17 protein-coding genes and 2 pseudogenes are annotated in these 18854 nt (G+C 62.4%); 14 read left to right on the top strand and 5 right to left on the bottom strand.

Going from position 1 to position 18854, the window contains the following annotated elements:
• Window positions 1–90 precede the first annotated feature (90 nt).
• From IE127_RS19960 to IE127_RS19425, 4 genes are all read right to left on the bottom strand, one after another.
• Complete coding sequence (locus IE127_RS19960) at window positions 91–276, bottom strand: hypothetical protein (RefSeq protein ID WP_373297344.1); 186 nt, start codon at window positions 274–276, stop codon at window positions 91–93.
• 22 nt (window positions 277–298) lie between these two features.
• Window positions 299–628 (bottom strand): Gfo/Idh/MocA family protein, encoded by a 330-nt coding sequence (locus tag IE127_RS19955; protein ID WP_373297346.1) that lies wholly within the window; start codon window positions 626–628, stop codon window positions 299–301.
• Window positions 629–819: 191 nt separating this feature from the next.
• Window positions 820–1827 carry a substrate-binding domain-containing protein gene (locus IE127_RS19430; protein ID WP_189427461.1) on the bottom strand — a complete coding sequence of 336 codons (1008 nt, stop codon included), beginning with the start codon at window positions 1825–1827 and terminating at the stop codon, window positions 820–822.
• A 43-nt stretch (window positions 1828–1870) separates the two neighbouring features.
• Window positions 1871–3235, bottom strand: coding sequence for an ROK family protein (locus IE127_RS19425; RefSeq protein ID WP_189427460.1), 1365 nt, complete (start codon window positions 3233–3235; stop codon window positions 1871–1873).
• A gap of 237 nt (window positions 3236–3472) precedes the next feature.
• Here IE127_RS19425 and IE127_RS19420 point away from each other — a divergent pair, with 237 nt between their 5' ends.
• The 13 genes and pseudogenes from IE127_RS19420 (at window position 3473) to IE127_RS19365 (ending at window position 17164) form a co-directional block, all read left to right on the top strand.
• Window positions 3473–4291, top strand: a complete 819-nt coding sequence (locus IE127_RS19420) for a sugar phosphate isomerase/epimerase family protein (RefSeq protein WP_189427459.1) — start codon at window positions 3473–3475, stop codon at window positions 4289–4291.
• A 35-nt stretch (window positions 4292–4326) separates the two neighbouring features.
• Window positions 4327–5445 carry a substrate-binding domain-containing protein gene (locus IE127_RS19415; protein ID WP_189427458.1) on the top strand — a complete coding sequence of 373 codons (1119 nt, stop codon included), beginning with the start codon at window positions 4327–4329 and terminating at the stop codon, window positions 5443–5445.
• Window positions 5446–5521: 76 nt separating this feature from the next.
• The gene (locus IE127_RS19410; protein WP_189427457.1) at window positions 5522–6685 is read left to right on the top strand and encodes a levoglucosan dehydrogenase; all 1164 of its coding nucleotides are present in this window, start codon (window positions 5522–5524) and stop codon (window positions 6683–6685) included.
• A pseudogene (locus IE127_RS19780) lies at window positions 6682–7142 on the top strand (ATP-binding cassette domain-containing protein); the annotation flags it as partial. The gene IE127_RS19410 and the pseudogene IE127_RS19780, both read left to right, overlap by 4 nt.
• Window positions 7143–7292: 150 nt before the next feature.
• Window positions 7293–8225 carry an ATP-binding cassette domain-containing protein gene (locus IE127_RS19405; protein WP_373297345.1) on the top strand — a complete coding sequence of 311 codons (933 nt, stop codon included), beginning with the start codon at window positions 7293–7295 and terminating at the stop codon, window positions 8223–8225.
• The gene (locus tag IE127_RS19400; RefSeq protein WP_189427456.1) at window positions 8218–9204 is read left to right on the top strand and encodes an ABC transporter permease; all 987 of its coding nucleotides are present in this window, start codon (window positions 8218–8220) and stop codon (window positions 9202–9204) included. Before IE127_RS19405 ends, IE127_RS19400 begins: the two co-directional genes overlap by 8 nt.
• A 49-nt stretch (window positions 9205–9253) precedes the next feature.
• The gene (locus IE127_RS19395) at window positions 9254–11005 is read left to right on the top strand and encodes an extracellular solute-binding protein (protein WP_189427455.1); all 1752 of its coding nucleotides are present in this window, start codon (window positions 9254–9256) and stop codon (window positions 11003–11005) included.
• On the top strand, window positions 11002–11997 hold the full coding sequence (locus tag IE127_RS19390; RefSeq protein WP_244640388.1) for a sugar phosphate isomerase/epimerase family protein: 996 nt from the start codon (window positions 11002–11004) through the stop codon (window positions 11995–11997). Before IE127_RS19395 ends, IE127_RS19390 begins: the two co-directional genes overlap by 4 nt.
• 49 nt (window positions 11998–12046) lie before the next feature.
• Window positions 12047–13345, top strand: coding sequence for an ABC transporter substrate-binding protein (locus tag IE127_RS19385; RefSeq protein ID WP_189427454.1), 1299 nt, complete (start codon window positions 12047–12049; stop codon window positions 13343–13345).
• A gap of 68 nt (window positions 13346–13413) precedes the next feature.
• Window positions 13414–14274 (top strand): carbohydrate ABC transporter permease, encoded by an 861-nt coding sequence (locus IE127_RS19380; protein ID WP_189427453.1) that lies wholly within the window; start codon window positions 13414–13416, stop codon window positions 14272–14274.
• The gene (locus tag IE127_RS19375; protein WP_189427452.1) at window positions 14271–15089 is read left to right on the top strand and encodes a carbohydrate ABC transporter permease; all 819 of its coding nucleotides are present in this window, start codon (window positions 14271–14273) and stop codon (window positions 15087–15089) included. Before IE127_RS19380 ends, IE127_RS19375 begins: the two co-directional genes overlap by 4 nt.
• A gap of 11 nt (window positions 15090–15100) precedes the next feature.
• Window positions 15101–16135: an alcohol dehydrogenase catalytic domain-containing protein gene (locus IE127_RS19370; protein WP_210310559.1), complete on the top strand. Its 1035-nt coding sequence runs from the start codon at window positions 15101–15103 to the stop codon at window positions 16133–16135.
• A gap of 27 nt (window positions 16136–16162) precedes the next feature.
• A complete protein-coding gene (locus tag IE127_RS19365; RefSeq protein WP_189427451.1) occupies window positions 16163–17164 on the top strand; it encodes an ABC transporter ATP-binding protein in 1002 nt (333 codons plus the stop codon).
• A gap of 114 nt (window positions 17165–17278) precedes the next feature.
• Here IE127_RS19365 and IE127_RS19360 read toward each other — a convergent pair whose 3' ends face one another.
• Entirely contained in the window at window positions 17279–18475 is a 1197-nt protein-coding gene (locus IE127_RS19360) for a LacI family DNA-binding transcriptional regulator (protein WP_189427450.1), read from the bottom strand.
• A 152-nt stretch (window positions 18476–18627) separates the two neighbouring features.
• Here IE127_RS19360 and IE127_RS19655 point away from each other — a divergent pair.
• Window positions 18628–18854, top strand: a pseudogene (locus IE127_RS19655) (integrase); the annotation flags it as partial.

Below are 18854 nucleotides of genomic sequence, written 5' to 3'. Positions count from 1 at the left end.
CCATCCTTGAAACGCGCACTCACTACGGCCTCCATTTCAATTGGGACCTCGTCTGCTGGCGCGCTTGCGGCTGTGACCTATTGGTCCAGTCTATCGGGTGACGTCCGCCCATCCGCCACGGCTCTCGCTTTCAAAGATGGCATCCAGGATACGCATGTTCTGAATCGCGTCCTCAACGCAGACGGGCGGCTTCTCGCCTCGCAGAACGGCGAGGGCGAAGGCTTCTGCCTGTTCGGTATAGTGGTCGCAGGCGGGAATGATTTCACGGCGCGTCAAGCTTGCGTCGAGTGTGGTCCCGTCATCGACCAGCAGCGCGGTCGGCGTATCGGCGGGCGGGTTGAATGGAATGACGATCTCGAGGCGTTTGGGTGTCCCGATGACTTCGATCGACTGATGCGTGACCGCTTGGGTAGAGCAGATGAACGAAAGCTGCTGGCCGCGGTCGAGTGTCTCGGTCCACGAGCGCCACGACGCGCCGGGGCTCGGCCTCGAGGAGGAAGCGTGTTCCGGTGACAGCATAGCAGCCAATATCGAGTATGCCGCCGCCCCCGATCTCCGCGATTTTTCGGACATTGGCGGGATCATCGAGAAAATCATAGAGGAGTGTCAAGCGGTTGCGGCTGGGCATGCACATGAACGGCAACCGGTCCGACCGTGGCGGCAAGTCCCGCAGTTCTTCTTGCCAGTTCGGTCGTTCAGTCAGCATGGCGCGTGGCAGGCAAACTGGCCGAGGGCCGGCGAATTGCCGGCGGGCCGGGTCCTGGCTACTCGATTAGCGCGCTGTCGCGGCGAAAAGGGCTTACACCGCAGGTAGAGCGTTCAGCGCTGCGACACCCGTCGCAGCCTGAGCAACTCGCGTGGCGCCGGCAAGTGCCAGACGACCTGGTAAGCTTCGACGGCATCATTCGCCGTGACCGGCCGGCCGGGGAGCGCAACCCATGGTGGCACCGGCACGCCGAGCAGGCTCAGCAGCATCACCCTGGCGGCGGCGCGTCCCTGATCGTAGGGCAGTTGCGCACCGATTCCCTTGATCATTCCGCCGGAGGCCATCTCTATGGTCGCCTGATGGCCGAGATCTACCGTGGTCATCGGCAGCGGCTTGTCCAGCGTCTTCAGCGCTGCCACGGCCTTCATCGCCGGTACGTCCCAGACCGCGAACAGGGCCGACAATTCCGGCTCGCGATCCAGCAGCGCGTGGATGGCCTCACCCGCATTGTCCGGCGCAGAAAACCGCTCGCGGACGATGCGGACGCCCGGGCGGTTGTCCGCCATCCATTTGCGAAAGGCGATCTCGCGTTCGTGCGTGGCGAAGAAGTCATTGGCATAGCCGAGAATGCCGACAACGGCATCCTCGTGCATATGCGGGGCCAGAAGACTGGCACCCATCTGTCCCAGGCCGAAATTATCGGTCGACACCACGCTCGCATAATCGTTTCCGGGCAACATGCCGGTCGGGGCATTGTCGAGCAGGATCAGCTTCTTGCCGGCAGCCGACAGTGCCTTATGCGCATCCGCGACCCGGGCGTTGCCGATGGGAATCGAGATCACGCCATCGACGGCCTCACCAGCCAGTCGGTTCAGCGCCGCGACATGGGCATCGATGTCGAAGGCGCAATCGACCACTTCGACGACAGCGGCATTGTACTGGCCGAGCAGGGTAACGATCCCGGCGAGTTCCTGCTTGGACCAGTCGCTGGTGGTGGTGTGCAGCACGACGGCAATGCGGAAGCGGCGCAGGGCCGCCTCCGCCTCATCGGCGAGTGACAGCCGGACCTGATCGGCGGGAACGGCGCGTTCGCCGTGCGGGCCCAGTCCTCTTATCGCCATGACGCACCCTCCAGACATGCTGGATGGCGTGGAGTCGGTCGGATCATGGGCCTCCCCCTATGGTCTTGGCCGGTTGTACCGGCTGATGCAGCGACTGCAGCAGCCGGACGAAATCGGGATGCTGCAGTGGCGAGCCATGCGCGATCCAGCCCTGCAACAGGCCCGGCTCGAAGATCTCCTCCCGGGCCACCTGGGCTGCGCCCACCAGGCCCGCGGAAGCGCCCATCTGCGAGCGCACGATCTGCAGGTCGCGCGTCACCAGCGGATGCGACATGCGATATACGGCCTCGCGAATGCCGGCTAGCAGGCTGTCGCCCGTTTCTGACACCACGCCGCCCACGACGATCATCGAGGGGTTCAGCATGTTGGCAAGCGGCGCCAGCGCTTCTCCCACCAGACGCCCGCACCTTCCCAGCAATTCGACGCAGAAGATATCCCCGAGCTGTGCGCCGTGGCCCACATCCACCACGGACACCTCTCCCTGGCGGGCGAGTGCCTGTGCAAGGTAAGTGCTGTCACCCGCTTCCGCGGCTGACTGTGCCTCGCGCGCTATGGCGTCGGCGCCGGCCACGGCCTCGAGAACCTCGTTGCCCACCCGGGCATGGCCGATCATTCCTGCGGCCCCTTGCGCGCCACGATGGATGTGCCGGTCGGACACCAGCCCCGCACTGATCGAGCGCCCCAGCTTGACGTAGATCATGTCGTCGCCGGCCGTTCCGGCGCCGGCGCCGGCGCGGAATTCACCCATGGTCATGGTCTGGACACCGGAGCGAACAAAGACCGGCACCTTCATCTGCGTCGTCAGCCGTTCGACAAAAGGATAGCCCTGCCAGGACTGCACCGCGTGCAGCACCGGCACCGGCGCGAAGGCGGTCTCCGCCTTCTCGACCGCGCCCGGCAGGGCGAGCGCGACGGCCCAGGGGGCCGGACGGTCGGCCTCTTCGAGCATCCAAGAGAACAGGGTCACGAGCCGCGCCAGGATGGCTTCGGGCCCTTGTGTGAGCTGTGCTGCCTCGTGGTGCTCGATCAGCAGCCGGCCGGCGAGGTCGGCGACGCCAACCGCGATCGAGGTCTGATCCACCACCGACACCAGAACCGTTGCCGCCTCGCTGCGAAACTGGATCTGGCGGGGAGCGCGTCCACCCGTCGCGGGCCCGAGATCACCCTCCTCGACCAGACCCATTTCCATCAGCGTTGCCAGGCGGTCGGCCACCACGGCGCGACCGTGCTCGGAGGCGCGCTCCAGCTGCTGACGTGTCGTGGCGGTGCCGAGACGCACGAGATTCAACATCAGCGCCAGGCTTGCCTGCGCCACATCGAGGGTGCGCGGGCGCCCGACGGTGCGCCGGGCTTGCCGCGCGGCAGAGTCGGTGTCCGCCACCCTTTCGGATGCAGCGTTGCGCTTCACGGGCCTCTCCAATCTACACGAATGCCGGAATTCGCGTCGCCGTTACAGGCGCTGCGTGTGCTGTAAGCTGATCGGTTAATTCAATCAAGCAAAGCCTTATGCCTATTTTACGACATAAGATATGCAACTTTTGCATTTTTAATGTTGACTTATGTGGATGATCGGGAATAGGGCATTGGTTGTCGCCGCAAGGCGCAGCAATCAAGAGCCGCAAGTGCTCGTACATGGAGGTGGAGGATGGCCGTCAGACTGGCCTATCACGCGAATTGCTGGGGACCGCTCGGAGGCAACGCTGTCGGCGTGACCTCGATCGCACAGCTGACCTATCGGACCTTTGGCGACATGGAACGCGCGATTGCTGCGATCGGTGACGCCGGCTACGAGGGTGTGGAGCTCTTCGACGGCAATCTGCTCGATTACGAAGGCCGCTACGACGATCTGCGCGCGGCACTCGATCGGGCAGGGCTCAGCCTCGTAGCGGTCTATTCGGGCGCAAATTTCATCTTCGACGACATTCTTGCGGAGGAACTCGAGCGCATCGAGCGCGTCGCGCGTGCTGCCGCAATGCTCGATGCGGAACATCTGGTGGTCGGCGGTGGTGCGCAACGCGTTCTGGGCCAGCGGCCCGACGATATGCAAAAGCTCGGCGCTGCTCTCGACCGGGTGGCGGACATCGCCGACGGGTCGGGGCTGAAAGGGCATTACCACCCGCACCTGTCGACGATGATCGAAGGGCCGGACAGTGTTCGCGAAATCTTCCGGCACACCCGCATCGATTTCTGCCCGGATACCGCGCATCTCGCCGGTGCAGGCGGAGATCCGTCAGTGCTGGTCGCGGACCTTCATAATCGTATCAGCTACGTGCACCTCAAGGGGCTGCAGCGCGACCCGTTCGCCTTCGCGCCCCTGGACACCGGCGATCTCGACAATGCCGCGGTGATCGAGGTGCTCAAGGCAAACAGCTTCGATGGCTGGATCACGACTGAACTCGATGCCTGGCCGGACCCAGAAGAGGGCGCCAGGCGCAGTTACCGATATCTGGCCGAGCGGCTCTGATAGCCACGTCGCCAGTTCACAAGGGAGGTAAAGACATGAACAAATTCAATTCCAAGGTGCTGCTCGGTGCGGCCCTGCTCGGCTCGATGAGCGTTGCCGGCGTACACGCCCAGTCTCCGGACGAAGCCCTGGCGGCCCTTGCCGAACAGACCCTGTCGCTGGGGCCGAACGGGGAGGAGCCGGTTGCGGCTTCGGAGGTCAGCCTGACCGATGAAGAACTCGCTGAAATCCGCGAGATGGACGCGACCGCCGCAATCGTCATGCACTATGGCGGCGATGACTGGAGTCAGGCGCAGATTGCCGGCCTCGAAGCCCAGTTCGAGGACATGGGCATAGAGGTGATCGCCACCACCGATGCCGGTTTCAGTTCGTCCAAGCAGGTTTCCGATATCGAAACCATCATGGCTCAGCGTCCCGATATCATCGTGTCCATTCCGACGGACCCCACCGCCACAGCATCTGCCTATCGCCAGGCCGCCGAAGCGGGCACGACACTGGTGTTCATGGACAACGTTCCCACCGATTTCGTTCCCGGTGAAGACTATGTGAGCGTGGTTTCTGCCGACAATTACGGCAACGGCGTCGCCTCGGCGCATCTGATGGCGAAGGCGCTGGACGAAGAGGGCCAGATCGGCATCGTCTATCATGCCGCCGACTTCTTCGTGACCCGCCAGCGCTACGACGCGTTCAAGGCCACGATCGAGGAGAACTATCCGCAGATCGAGATCGTCGCCGAACAGGGTATCGGCGGGCCGGACTTCACCGGTGACGCCGATCGCACCGCCTCGAGCATGATGGTCTCGAATCCCGGTATCGACGGCATCTGGGCGGTGTGGGACGTGCCGGCCGAAGGCGTGATCGCAGCGGCGCGCGCCAACGGCCGTGACGATCTGGTCATAACCACCATCGACCTTGGCGAGAACGTCGCCATTGACATGGCACGCGACGGCTTCATCAAGGGCCTCGGGGCGCAGCGGCCCTACGACCAAGGCGTGACCGAGGCGTTGCTCGCCGGCTACGGCCTTCTCGACAAGGAAGCGCCCGACTATGTCGCGCTGCCGGCCCTGCCGGTCGAGAAGGACAATTTGCTCGACGCCTGGCAGACGGTCTACGCGACCAAAGCGCCCTCGACCATCGTCGACTCGATGAACTGACACGCTCCTCCCGAGCGTCAGGCGAGGGCACTTGCGCCCTCGCCACCCCATACAACCCAGCACGAGTGACTTCGAAATGCGAAAACTGAATGTCGCCATGATCGGTGGCGGTTTCATGGGCAAGGCCCATGCCATGGCATATGCCGCGATGCCGATGTTCTTCTGGCCCGCTCCCGCCATTCCCGTCCGCAAGGTTGTCGTCGACATCAATCAGGAGATGGCGGACGCCGCACGCGACCGGTTCGGATTCGAGGAATCGTCCAGCGACTGGAAGGCCGTGATCGCGCGCGACGATATCGACCTGATCGATATCTGCACGCCCAACAACGCCCATGCCGAAATCGCCATCGCGGCTGCGAAGGCCGGCAAGCACATCATTTGCGAAAAGCCGCTTGCGCGAACCGGTGCGGAAGCCCGCACCATGCTCGAGGCGGTCCAGGGCGGGAAGTCGATCCACATGGTCGCCTTTAACTATCGGCGGACGCCGGCAGTTGCCTTCGCGAAGAAGCTGATCAACGAGGGTCGGATCGGGGAGATCCTCAACTTCCGCGGCACCTATCTGCAGGACTGGTCCGCCTCACCGGAAAGCCCGCTGTCCTGGCGGTTCCAGAAGTCGGTGGCCGGATCCGGCGCCGTCGGTGATATTGGCACGCACGTCATCGACTTCGCGCGCTATCTCGTGGGCGAGTTCGCCGCCGTCAACGCCATGACCAAGACCTATGTCGAGACTCGGCCGAAGCAAACGGGCGGCGTGGACAAGCTCGGCGTCGGGGGCAGTGAGGCGAATGCCGAGCGCGGACCTGTCGATGTCGACGATGAAATGCTCACGATGATCCGGTTCGAGAACGGCGCCATCGGCTCCATCGAGGCGACGCGCAACGCCTATGGGCGAAACAATTTCCTCACCTTCGAGATCCACGGCACCAAAGGCTCGCTGGCGTTCAACTACGAACGGCGTGACGAATTGCAGGTGATGTTCGCCGACGGCCCGATCGATGCACGCGGCTACCGCACGGTCTATACCGGTGCCGCACATCCCTACGGCGACGGATTGTGGCCGATCCCCGCTCTCGGCATCGGCTACGGCGAGACCAAGATCATCGAGTGCTATGACCTGTGCAAGGCCATCGTCTCGGGCGAACAGCCATCACCGAACTTCGAGGATGGCTACAAGATCTCGCTGATCGCCGACGCAATCCTCAGCTCGGGCGAGACCGGCGAGTGGGTGAGCCTCAAATGAGCGCCACGGTGGCCGGATCGGTGGCAATCGAGATGGCCGCCATTTCTAAACGCTTCGGTGGCGTTCACGCCCTGCGCGCGGTGGATTTCGACGTGCGTTTCAGCGAGATCCGCGCCTTGTTGGGCGAGAACGGCGCAGGCAAGTCGACGATCCTCAAGATCCTTCGTGGGGTCGAGGTCCCCGACGAGGGCACGATTACGGTGAAGGGCGACAGGCGATCCGCCCTCACCCCGCGCAGCGCTCGTGACCTCGGTATCGGCATGATCTTTCAGGAGATGAGCCTGGTGCCGGACCTGACCGTGGCCCAGAATATCTTTCTCGCCAATGAGCCGACCACCGGTGCCGGCCTCATTGACGATCGCGCGATGCGAGACGAGGCGCGCAACATCTTCGCGTCCATGATATCGATCCGTCCACCCCGGTGGGCGAACTGCTGACAGGCCAGCAGCAATTGACCGAGATTGCCAAGGCCCTGAGCCAGAACGCTGACGTCCTGGTCCTGGACGAGCCGACATCGGCCCTGACCTCCGGCGAGGTCGAAATTCTGTTCGACCTGCTCAAGCGGCTCAAGGCGGAAGGCAAGGCGATCATCTATGTCAGTCACCGCATGGACGAGATCTTCCGCATTGCCGACGCCGCCACCGTGCTGCGCGACGGGCGCCTGATCGACACGCGGCATATCGGCGACTACACGCTGTCGAGCCTGATCGCCGACATCATGGGCAAGCAGGCACGCGACCTGTCCGAATTCACAACCGAATCCACCGCGTCCGACGACGTCCTGCTCAAGGTCGACAAGTTGCGCAGCAAATTGCGAGACGGCGCAATCAGCTTCTCTTTGCGCAAGGGCGAGGTGCTCGGCATTGCTGGGCTCATGGGTGCCGGCCGCAGTCGGCTGGCGCGTATGCTGTTCGGACTTGAACCGATTGGTGCGGGAACTATCGTCCTGCGCGGCAAGACCGTCACCATAGGCTCTCCCGGCGAAGCCACCGCGATGGGGCTGGCTCTCGTGCCCGAGGACCGGCGCCGTCAGGGGTTGGTGCTGGAGCACTCCATACAGGCCAATATCGAGGTGCCGATCCTCAACCGGCTCGGCTCGGGCATTTTTGTTAATCGTCGCGCCTCGCGTCAGCGTGCCGACGACATCATCCGGCGTTTGGCGATCAAGACGGCCTCGCGCGAGGCCTCCGCCAATTTACTCTCGGGTGGCAACCAGCAAAAGATCGTCATTGGCAAATGGCTGGCCACCGAACCCGACATCCTGATCATGGACGAGCCCACGGCTGGCATCGATATCGGCTCGAAGGGCGAGGTGCTGCGCCTTGTGCGCGAGCTCGCGGCTGAGGGAAAATCCATCATCTTCATTTCCTCCGAACTGGCGGAACTTGTCGCAGTCAGCGACCGCATCGGGGTCGTATCCGATGCGCAGCTGGTTCGGATGGTTGAGAAAACTGACCTGTCGAGTGCTGGCGAAGCCGAGCAGCTCAGGGCGGAGCAACGGCTGCAGATGATCGTGCAGCAGGGAGGAACAAATGGCTGAACGTCTTGTCGCGACGCCGGTCGCGGGCGAAAGCCCACTGGCCTACTTCAAGCGCACCTGGCGCCAGAACATCATTTATATCGGCTTTGTCGTGGTGTTCGCGTTCTTCGCCATCACGCTGCACGACCGGGGTTTTCTCGACCCCAACAACATTCTCAACATTGCCCGCCAGACAGCGATGATCGCCGTCATGGCGGTGGCGATGACGCTGGTGCTGTCTTCCGGAGAGATCGACCTTTCGGTCGGCGCCGTCGCCGGGCTGGCCTCGGTGACCACGGCTATGGCCGTGGCCTGGGGCGGTGTACCGGTGGGGATCGTCGCCGGTCTCGGCACGGGGCTGATCGTTGGATTGATCAATGGCTTCCTGTCGACGCGCTTGATGATACCGACATTCCTGACGACGCTCGCGATGATGGGCATTGCCACTGGTGTCGCCATGTGGATTTCCGATACGGCGGCCATACCGATTCTTGACCGCACCTATCCGGCGATTTTCGGGGGTGGCAATCTTGGCCCGGTACCGACGTTGCTGTTGTGGATGCTGGCTGCGGCCGTGATCGGCCATATCGTCTTACGTCATACCAAGTTCGGACGTCAGGTGCTGGCCGTCGGCGGCAACGTCGTCGCCGCGCGCTATTCGGGCATCAACACCCAGCGGATCAAGCTGGCGGTGATCGTCATTTCGGCGATGGTCGCGGCGCTTGCCGGCATGCTTTACGCCGGCAGACTGCAGACTGGCCGCTTCCAGCTGGGCGAAGGCGACGAACTCTCCGTCATCGCCGCCGCCGTGCTCGGTGGCACCAGCCTGTTCGGTGGCAGGGGCACGGTCATCGGCTCGATCATCGGCGCCCTGATGATCGGCGTCATCAACAATGGTCTGATCCTGATGGGGCTGGAATACTCCCAGCAGCTCATCGCCCGCGGCGGTATCATTATTCTCGCCGTCGCGCTGAGTCAGGCCGGCACGCGCCAGAGCTAGAAACGGGCCGGCCGTGATCGCGCGCCGGAACGTGCCCCCAGGACGTGTCGTGGAGCCGACGACTCCGGAGGGACCTTACGAGGCCCAGCCGGATAGCGTCGCCCACGAGCAGTCCGGCGCGGCTTTGCTCGAGATCGTCGACTTCATCGAAACACTGCGCAACCACCGGGATCGCAATCTGGGCCTTGAAGCCCGGGATCTGGGCATCGTGCTGCATCTGGTGCGCAATCATCTGACCGGCAGGCTCACCACGATGTCCTCGCTCGCCACCGCGTCGGGTCTCAGCTATGGCACCGCGTTTCGCAGCATCGAGGCGATGATCGCCACCGGCCTCATCGTCAAGCGCGAGAAGACGGCGACGGGCAAGTCGTATTCGCTGCACCCGTCTTCCGATCTGCTAAAACGCTGGCAGCGCTTTGCAGGTGTGGTGCGCGGGGCAGCTGCCGGAATGCACCACCAGGCATCGCCCCAGATACAGCGCACGCCGGAATCCGAACTTGCGCGGATTATTCCGGCGCCCACGGTGCTGGCGCGCAAGCTGGTGTTGCCGCGCGGACTGCGTCTTCTGGTCCATGCCGATCCGACCTTCATGGCGATGAACGCCCTCAAGCGTCAGTTCGAGATGATTCTCGGGTTGCCGATCCAGTCGCGGGCGCTGTCGATAGATCGGCTGCGCGACGAGATCGTGCGCAACAGTGAACGGTCCGCATCGGCCTATGACATCGTCGCCTGTGACCTGCCGTGGTTCGGTGAAATGGTCAGCGAGGGGCGGCTGCGCCCGCTCGACGACCTCATCACAAAATCCAGCATGGACGTTGCCGATTTTCTGCCGGACGCGGTCATCAGTGCCCGGCGCAGGGGCGCTCAATATGGCGTGCCTTTGCTCAGCACCGCCGAGTTGCTGGTCTATCGCCGCGATCTTCTGGCGGCGGCAGGAGTTGAACCACCGCGCACCACGGCGGAAACGCTCGCGGCGGCGCGTGCAGTGCACCGGCCGGAAGAGGGCAGGTATGGTATAGCCTGGAATGCTGCGCGCGGCACGGCTCTCGGGCACACCTTCATCGTCTTGATGGCGGCTCATGGCCAGCCGATCGTCAATCTCGCGCCGATCGCCGATGGCTTTGCAGCAGAGGATGTCACAGCCGAGCACTTGCACGCGATGTTCGCCAGCGAGGCGGCGGTGGCGGCGGCGGACTATTTGCGTGAGCTGTTGTCGGTGTCGCCACCCGGCATTCTCACGATGACCTGGTACGATCGCGCGCGGGCCTACGCGTCCGGCCAGACTGGCCTCGCCTACGCTCACACCCTGCTGGCGCACCTGTTCGAGCGCGACCCGAAATCACCGGCCCACGGACAGACCGGCTACCTGCCACAACCATCGGGGCTGGGCGCTCGACCGATCTCTCCGCTCGGTGGCTATGCTCTTGCCATACCGGCAAACCTGACTGCGGCCAGGGTGGAGCCGGTCTGGGCGGCACTTGAAATGCTGACCTCGCGTGAAGCCGCAAAGCTCTACATCACCCATGGCAGCCTTGCGAGCCCACGCCATTCAGTGAATCGCGATCCGGAGGTGCGGGCGATCTCTCCACTGATTTCCATGGTGGATGAAATCGCACGCGCAGGGATCCTCCGCGCCTGGCCGCGCCCGCCAGTCCCCGGCATCTCCGGATTGATCACCATAGCCGGAGAAGAGATCCACGCCATGCTGAGTGGTCACAAGAGCCGCGACCGAGCCCTGAAGGACGCCCAGATGCGCGCCGATGCGGCCATGCGGCAGCGCAACGCCTATGGCGGCCCATGAACCTGTCCAATCTGGATAAGTTTGCGGCTGTTGCCGACATACGCGCTGGCCTAAGCCTTAAAGAAGAACAGCACATCGAAAACGGCGGCAGCAAGCCGCAGCTGCACCCCCCGGAGCGTCCACTTCCGGAGATGGAACCGCTTTGCCGTCGAGGAGGAAAAGCATTGAAACTGGCGTTCAACACCTGGGTATACTCCAGCTTTCCGGTCTGGGTGCCGGCATATCCGCTCGAGGAGGTCATTAAGCGCCTCTCGCGGATCGGCTATGACGGCATCGAAATCGGTGCGGCAAGCCCGCACGCCTATCCCGACTATTTGAGCGCCGAGCGTCGGCGCGAGATTAAGTCCGTGCTCGACGACAACGGCATGGCCCTTGCCAGCATGCTGCCGGCGCCGGGCGGCGGGCCAGGCTTCAATGTCGCGGCGGAAAACCCTATCGAGCGCGCGGATGCCATCGAGCAGTACAAGAAGGTAGCCGAGCTCTGTGCGGACTGGGGTGGCAAGACGCTGCTTTACGTGGCCGGATGGCAAGTGTTTGGAACCAGTCGCGCCACGGCGTGGGCACGCAGCGCGGAGGCACTGGCGCAGATCGCCGACTTCTGCGCGCCGCTCGGCATCACGGTGGCGGTTGAGCCAACCGCCGCCGACTCCAACCTTATCGACAGTTGCGACGATCTCATCACGATGATGGCCGAGGTCGACAAGCCCAACGTCAAGGCGATGTTCGATACCTTCCACACGCTTTATCGCGACGAAGTGCCCACCGACTACGTGCACCGGCTGAAGCGTGACCTGGTTCACATACATCTGGCGGACGTAGACCGCGAGCCTCCGGGCAGCGGCATCGTCGACTATCGCAGTCTGATCGATGCGCTGAAGACCGAGGGCTTCGACGGCTATCTGACCATGGAGATCGGATTCAACCGCCGCGCCGTCGAGCCCGACGACCTGGCGCGCCGCGCGCACGACCATATCCGCGCTTTGCTGGCCTGACCGAGGAACGCCAGTACGAGCACCCAATCACATCAAGGAGGAGAACCTTATGACCAAGACCAGTGGCGCCGCGCGCGTCATCGCGATAGCCTCGCTTGCCGGGCTCGCAGCCCAGCCCGCGCTGGCGCAAACCGCAGTCACTCAGTGGGACCAGTTTGCCGCTGCGGGTATCACGGCGGCGGGGCCGGCGATGGACGAACTCATCGACACCTGCGAGCCATCTCTCGATGGCGCTACGATCCTGCGCACTGTCGCGCCGTCCATCGGCATTCGCGACAGCTACCGTCTCGCGGTCTCGGCCGACAAGACGCCCGACCTCGCCTACACCTGGCCGGCCGCTTCCGTCCTGGCGGGCTATGCACGCATCGGCGCTCTCGCTCCGCTCGAAGACTATTACGAGCAGTACGGCTGGGATGGCATCAATGAATTCTACCGCGGACGCAACAGCTATCAAGGCAGCATTTACGGCGTTCCGATGGAACAGGACCTTATGGGCGTCTACTACAATCCGGCCCTGTTCGAAGAGCACGGCGTCGACGTGCCGACAAGCTATGAAGAGTTTCAGGCCGCCGTCGACACCTTCAAGGAAGCGGGGATTGTTCCGATCGCGTTCGGCAATCGCGACCGCTGGCCGGCAACCAACACCCTCAGCCTCATTCTCGGCCTCACTGCCGGCCTGGAAACCGAAGAAGAGGTTCTTTTCGGCGACGAGCCCTGGACCAACGCGGACTTCCAGTCCGCTGCCGAGACCTTCCAGAGCTGGGCCGAAGACGGCTATTTCCCGACCGGATTCAACGGGATCGGCTATGACGAGGCGAACGCTTTGTTTCTCGCGGGTCGCGCGGCGATGACCATCACCGGCACCTGGGTGCTGCAGGACATGGCGCGCGGCGCTTCGTTCGACCTCGGGGTCTTCATGCTGCCGCCCATTGACGAGGATGCCGAGCCCGGCACGATGTGGGGCGAGGGCTCGCAATGGCAGGTTGCCGCGATTGCCTCCGACGATACCAAGGATGCGGCCGCGGCCTATATAGACTGCCTGATCTCACCCGAAAGCCGCGAGGTCTGGGTGGAAAAGGGCTATCTGGTCCCCATCGGCACCACGCCCGAAGAGCTCGAGCAGTGGGACGCGCTTCCGATCGTCAAGTCCTTCTACACCCAGGGACTGGCGACTGCGGATACCAATTTCTACGACCTGCATACGACGCTGCCGGAAAGCGTCACCCAGGTGCTCTATGCGGAACTGCAGCGCCTCATCAGCGGCGACACGGACGCCGATGAATTCCTGACGGCGATGCAGGCCAGCTGGGAACAGTCGATCGAAAACGGCGAACGTTGGATTCCCTGATCGACACGACGGGGCGGGCACGCTGTCGGCGTGTCCGCGCCCCGCGCTAGCCAATGGGCGAGGTGACCATGCTGACGACGCGAGCTGCCTATCTGTTCATTCTTCCGGCCCTGACGCTCTATCTCGTCTTCGTGGGGCTGCCGATCCTGCAGGTCATCGGTTTCAGCCTGTTCGACTGGGACAATGGCGCCATGGGCGAGTTCATCGGACTCGCCAACTATAGGCGCATGCTTGGCGACCAGGTCTTCTGGACGGCGCTGTGGCACAACGGGTTGTGGGTGTTGCTCACGCTCGCGTTTCCTCTGATCGCCGGTTTGGTTCTGGCCGCGATCCTTGCGGAGCGAAACCAGCGACTGGTGCAGTGGCTCGGCGCAATCTACTTCATTCCGCGCACCATACCGTTGGTTGTCGCCGGCATCATCTGGGGCTGGATCTACAACCCCATCTTCGGCCTGATGAACTACGGTCTGGAGACGATCGGGCTGGGAGGGCTGGCAGGCGCCTGGATGGCACAGGAGAGCACCGCGCTGCTGTCGCTCAACGTTGTCGGCGCCTGGACGTTCTTCGGGTTCTGCGTGGTCATCTACCTTGCGGCGATCCAGTCGATCGATCCCTCCTTTTACGAAGCAGCCGAGATCGATGGTGCAAGCTGGTGGCGGCGGTTCAAGGACCTGACTGTTCCGCTGTTGCGCGGCTCCAGCCTGTTCCTGGGCTTGTATGCTGCGATCGAGGCGATGCGGTTTTTCGACCTCGTCTGGGTCACCACCCAGGGCGGGCCAGGCTACGCCACTGAAGTGCTGACCACCCACATCTACAAGACCTTCTTTCTCGTCGGCGATTTCGGATACGCGGCAACGCTTTCGGTGGTGCTGCTCATCATCGTGCTGTCGATCAGTGCCGGCGCCTTCGCCATCCTGAGGGAACCATGAGCAAGTCGTCACGACTGTTGCAGAACATCATCCTCGTTGTCTTCGCGCTCTATGCCTTGACGCCGGTGTACCTCGTCTTCCTGGCGAGCGTGCGCAGTGAGGCCGATCTGTTCTCGAGCCCCTTGACGTTGAGCTGGCCGGTCAACCTGACCAATTTCGGCCGCGTGTGGACGGACGCCGGCTTTGGCACCTATTTCCTCAACTCCGTCATCACCGCGGTGTCCGTCACCGTGCTGGTGCTGCTCACGGCTCCGCTGGCCGGATTCGCTTTCGCCAAGATGCGCTTTGCGGGGCGCGAGGTTCTGTTCGGGCTGTTCCTGGCAGGTCTCGTCGTCCCCGCGCCATCGATCATCGTGGCGCTTTACGGCAACCTTCAGGGCATGGGCATGATCGACACTCGCTGGGGCGTGATCCTGCCGCAGGCAGCGCTGTTGATGCCATTCTCGGTGTTCATGATGCGCACTGTCATGCAGGACGTGCCGAATGAGTTGATCGAGGCTTCGCTGATGGACGGAGCCGGCTTTTTTCATCTGTTCATGACCGTCGTGTTGCCGGTGGTCAGGCCGGGCCTGATGTCGTTGGTGCTGATCGTCTTCCTGTTCGCCTGGCAGGAATATCTGCTGCCGCTGGTCGTGCTGCAGACCGACAACCTCAAGCCACTGACGGTCGGGGCGGCAAGCCTGCAGGGCCGCTACGGCGTCGACTATGGCGGCATTGCTGCCGCCGGCCTGATCGCCTTTGCCCCTCTCGTCGTCCTCTTTCTCGCCATGCAGCGGTCGTTCGTGCGCGGTCTCACCGCCGGCGCCGTCAAATAAGGAGCTTTGCTATGTCCCAGATGCAGGCAGTCTTTCTGCCCGGCAACAAGCAGGTCGAGGTGCGCAGCGTTGCCGTACCCGAGGTCGGTCCCGATGACGTGCTCGTCGAGATGCACGCCTCCTGCATTTGCCGGTCCGACCTCAGCCTGTATTACGGCAGTGCGGTGGTCGGCGGCGGCGCAGCAACAGGTGGTTTTGTGTGCGGGCATGAGCCGGCAGGCACCGTGGTCGCGGTTGGCGAGGCGGTCACCGAGTTCAATACCGGCGACAGGGTCGCCGTCTATCTCGCCATCGGTTGCGGCGTTTGCGAACACTGCCGGCGCGGCGACATGCATCTGTGCCCGAAATGGAAGTGCCTCGGATTCACCACTGATGGCGGCAATGCCGAATATCTCAAGGTTCCGGCGCAGAACCTGCTGAAAGTGCCTGCCAGCATGTCCCCGATTGCCGCGGCCATCTCGACCGACGCGTTCGGCACGCTGTTCTCGGCATGCCGGAAGGTCGGGGTGAACGGGCTTTCACGCATCGGCATCTGGGGGCTAGGGCCAATGGGCTCCAGCGGCGTGCTGGCCGCAAGGGCGCTCGGCGGCCAGGTGGTGGCCCTCGATCCCATCGCAGAACGCCGCGCATTCGCCGCCTCGCTTGGCGCCGATCTGGTGCTGGATCCACTTGATCCTCAGGCTGGCGACAAGATCCAGGAATTCTCGGGCGGGCATGGCCTGACCGGTGCAATCGATTGTTCCGGCAATACCGCCGCACACAACATGGCCCTGGATGCGCTGGCACCGCTCGGACGCATGGCCTTTGTCGGCGAGAATGCGGAAACCACCATCCATCCCAGCAACCAGCTGATCCGCAAGCAGGTGACGGTCTTTGGCTCCTGGTATTTTGGCATCAACGAGTACCAGGACATCCTGCGCACGATCGAAGGCCACGGCATCGATCTCGAGCGGCTGGCAACGCACACGTTCAAGCTGGAGGAGGCGGAAACGGCTTTTCGCATGTTCGATGAGCGTCAAACCGAAAAGGCGGTGTTCGTGCGCTGAGCACGCATACCAGAAGGGAGTTAAACCATGGCCAGCCTGTCGCTGAAAAAGCTCGAGAAGTATTTCGGCGCCGCCCGGATCCTAGAGGATATCAACCTTGAAATCACCGCAGACGAGTTCGTGGTGTTCGTGGGGCCGTCTGGCTGCGGCAAGTCCACGCTGCTGCGCTGCATTTCCGGTCTGGAGGAAATTTCTGCAGGAACGCTGTCGATCGGTGGCGCCGACGTCACCAAGGCGCCGCCGTCGCGCCGCGGCATCGCCATGGTCTTTCAGACCTATGCGCTGTATCCGCACATGAGCGTTTTCGACAATATGGCCTATGGCCTCAAAATTCAGGGCCTGTCGAAAAAAGAGATTACTGCGAAGGTCGAGGCTGCGGCGGACAAACTGCAACTGACAGCATTGCTGCAGCGCCTGCCGCGCCAGTTGTCCGGCGGGCAGCGTCAGCGCGTCGCGATCGGGCGCGCGATCGTGCGTGATCCGAAAGTCTTCCTGTTTGACGAACCCCTGTCCAATCTCGACGCGGCGCTGCGCGTTCAGACACGGCTTGAACTCGCCACGCTCAAGGAGTCGCTGCCCAACACCACGATGATCTATGTGACCCACGATCAGGTCGAGGCGATGACACTGGCGGACCGCATCGTTGTGCTGAACGGGGGACGCATCGAACAGATCGGAACTCCGCTCGATCTCTACGAGCGCCCCAACAGCCTGTTTGTCGCCGAGTTCATCGGCTCGCCAAAGATGAATATCCTCACCGGCGAGCGCGCCGCCGCTCTGGACGCTGCCGCGGTGGGCGTGCGGCCCGAGCACCTGACGATCGGACCGTCAGGGCAGGGCTGGGACGGCACCGTGCTTCGCAAGGAGTGTCTCGGAGCAGAAACCTATCTTTACGTCGATATCGGCGCGCAGGCCCCGCTGATCGTGCGCATGGCAGGCACCAGCGCCCTCGATGCCGGCACGCCACTTGGTCTTCTGGCCAAACCGGAAAACCTGCGACGCTTCAACAAAGATGGAGTGGCGATCTAGCGGCCCCCGGAATCGGAAATATGCGGGCTTGCGATGCAAAGCTTGGTCGACCCGGCGCGCGATCCGTGCGTTGGTGGCCAGGATCAATGCCAGCGCCGCTTTCGTCGTCCAGTGTCAAGAATTCGCAGAGCTAAGAACACGAGGAGTATTATCAAAGCCCTCCAGGGTGGAGCCCCGGGCAATAAGCTCGGACGCTATGTAGATGCACCGGCTCTGAGGTTCTCGACCTCTCATCAACTCAATAAGTAAGCCCATCGCGGCACTTCCAGCCAGACTTGGATGTATACGTACTGTCGATAGTGAGGGACGGAAGTAAGCGGATGTTCTTAGGTCATCCACCCCGATTACGGCCACGTCTTTGGGGACACGAAGTCCAGCGTCCAGTGCGGCGGCGATAACACCGTATCCAATAGCATCGCTTCCAGCGAATACAGCATCAGGAGGCCCTCCCGGCGCACTCATCAGTTCTACCATTGCCGCATAGCCGCTACTTGACTCGAAATCCCCGTTCTTAACTAATTCCATCTCCGGGGGGATTTTGGCGTTTTTCAGTGCATCGAAGTATCCCGCCTTGCGTTCTACCACCGCACGTATCTCGGAAGTGGAATAAGAGACATGAGCTACGCGTCGCCTGCCTAGTTGAAGAAGGTGCTCGGTTGCTACCCTTCCAGCGAGCTGGTTGTCGGTTTGGACCGTATTCTCGAAGGGCAGGCCCTGGGAACCAAGCTGTACAACCGGCCAGCCAGTGTTAACCAAGCGTGCAAGCGATTGATCGCCAGCATCGGGGTTTTCGACGATCATACCATCAATCATTCCAGATGCGACAAGGTCGCCGTAGGGATCTCCACCTAGGCTGCCGCGGGCGCCTTCCACACGGAGGCCATATCCTGCTTGCCTTGCGGACTTCATTATACCCGAGAGCAGAGGCTGCAGAAACAGGTCCACTTCTATTAGAGATATATCCCGCAGGACGAGCGCGACGGTTTTGGTACTCCCGCGGACGAGGCTACGCCCGACTTCATTAGGCGTATAGTTTAGCATACGGGCGGCTGCGAGAACCTTTTGCCTTGTCTCCTCTCCTATCCGAGCGTCGGCAACCCCATTAAGGACTTGCGAGACTGTAGTACGCGACACTTTCGCCAAGTTTGCGACGTCGATGCTTCTTACTTTTGAAGTCATGCTGCCCCTTGCGATTATTTTTACATACCCAATTGACACAATGATATCAAGCCTTAAGATAACACGTGTTAGCACGATACTGAATAACGATCTCTGCCCGAAAAAGCCCATAGAGCTATAAATTGATAACACGTGTTAGCACCTTGATTTGCTTCACAGTTCTCACGAGAGAGGAGGAGGATATGATGCAGCCGCTGAACGACCGAAAAGGGGTCGGCATCCGCCGCTGATGTGCCTGCCCTATTCGTTCTCTCCGTGGCCGCTTCGGCCGAAGGAGAAATGTAATGGGTATCTCACAATATGACCCTGCTGCTGCAGGACGACCTGCCTGGAATGCCGGCAGGCACGTTGGCGCCAAGCGCGCATTGAAGATCAGACAAATCTGGTCGATCCGCTTCTTCCTCGACCGAGAAGGAAGGATGAGAGACCGAGCACTTTTCGATCTTGCGATCGACAGCAAGCTTCGAGGCTGCGATTTGGTGAAAATCAAGATCGGCACACTCGTAGCTGG

It is taken from the genome of Devosia pacifica, assembly GCF_014652635.1.
GTDB classification, from domain to species: Bacteria; Pseudomonadota; Alphaproteobacteria; order Rhizobiales; family Devosiaceae; genus Devosia; species Devosia pacifica.
The sequence above is the reverse complement of the archived record's forward strand: the minus strand, read 5'-3'. Positions and strand labels throughout refer to the sequence as shown.

What these genes read in the sequence shown, in the direction of transcription:
- IE127_RS19415 (WP_189427458.1), top strand. Translation starts at nt 4,327, where the DNA reads ATGAACAAATTCAATTCCAAGGTGCTGCTCGGTGCGGCCCTGCTCGGC.
- IE127_RS19410 (WP_189427457.1), top strand. Translation starts at nt 5,522, where the DNA reads ATGCGAAAACTGAATGTCGCCATGATCGGTGGCGGTTTCATGGGCAAG.
- IE127_RS19390 (WP_244640388.1), top strand. Translation starts at nt 11,002, where the DNA reads ATGAACCTGTCCAATCTGGATAAGTTTGCGGCTGTTGCCGACATACGC.
- IE127_RS19400 (WP_189427456.1), top strand. Translation starts at nt 8,218, where the DNA reads ATGGCTGAACGTCTTGTCGCGACGCCGGTCGCGGGCGAAAGCCCACTG.
- IE127_RS19405 (WP_373297345.1), top strand. Translation starts at nt 7,293, where the DNA reads ATGGACGAGATCTTCCGCATTGCCGACGCCGCCACCGTGCTGCGCGAC.
- IE127_RS19385 (WP_189427454.1), top strand. Translation starts at nt 12,047, where the DNA reads ATGACCAAGACCAGTGGCGCCGCGCGCGTCATCGCGATAGCCTCGCTT.
- IE127_RS19375 (WP_189427452.1), top strand. Translation starts at nt 14,271, where the DNA reads ATGAGCAAGTCGTCACGACTGTTGCAGAACATCATCCTCGTTGTCTTC.
- IE127_RS19955 (WP_373297346.1), bottom strand. Translation starts at nt 628, where the DNA reads ATGCCCAGCCGCAACCGCTTGACACTCCTCTATGATTTTCTCGATGAT.
- IE127_RS19420 (WP_189427459.1), top strand. Translation starts at nt 3,473, where the DNA reads ATGGCCGTCAGACTGGCCTATCACGCGAATTGCTGGGGACCGCTCGGA.
- IE127_RS19370 (WP_210310559.1), top strand. Translation starts at nt 15,101, where the DNA reads ATGTCCCAGATGCAGGCAGTCTTTCTGCCCGGCAACAAGCAGGTCGAG.
- IE127_RS19365 (WP_189427451.1), top strand. Translation starts at nt 16,163, where the DNA reads ATGGCCAGCCTGTCGCTGAAAAAGCTCGAGAAGTATTTCGGCGCCGCC.
- IE127_RS19380 (WP_189427453.1), top strand. Translation starts at nt 13,414, where the DNA reads ATGCTGACGACGCGAGCTGCCTATCTGTTCATTCTTCCGGCCCTGACG.
- IE127_RS19430 (WP_189427461.1), bottom strand. Translation starts at nt 1,827, where the DNA reads ATGGCGATAAGAGGACTGGGCCCGCACGGCGAACGCGCCGTTCCCGCC.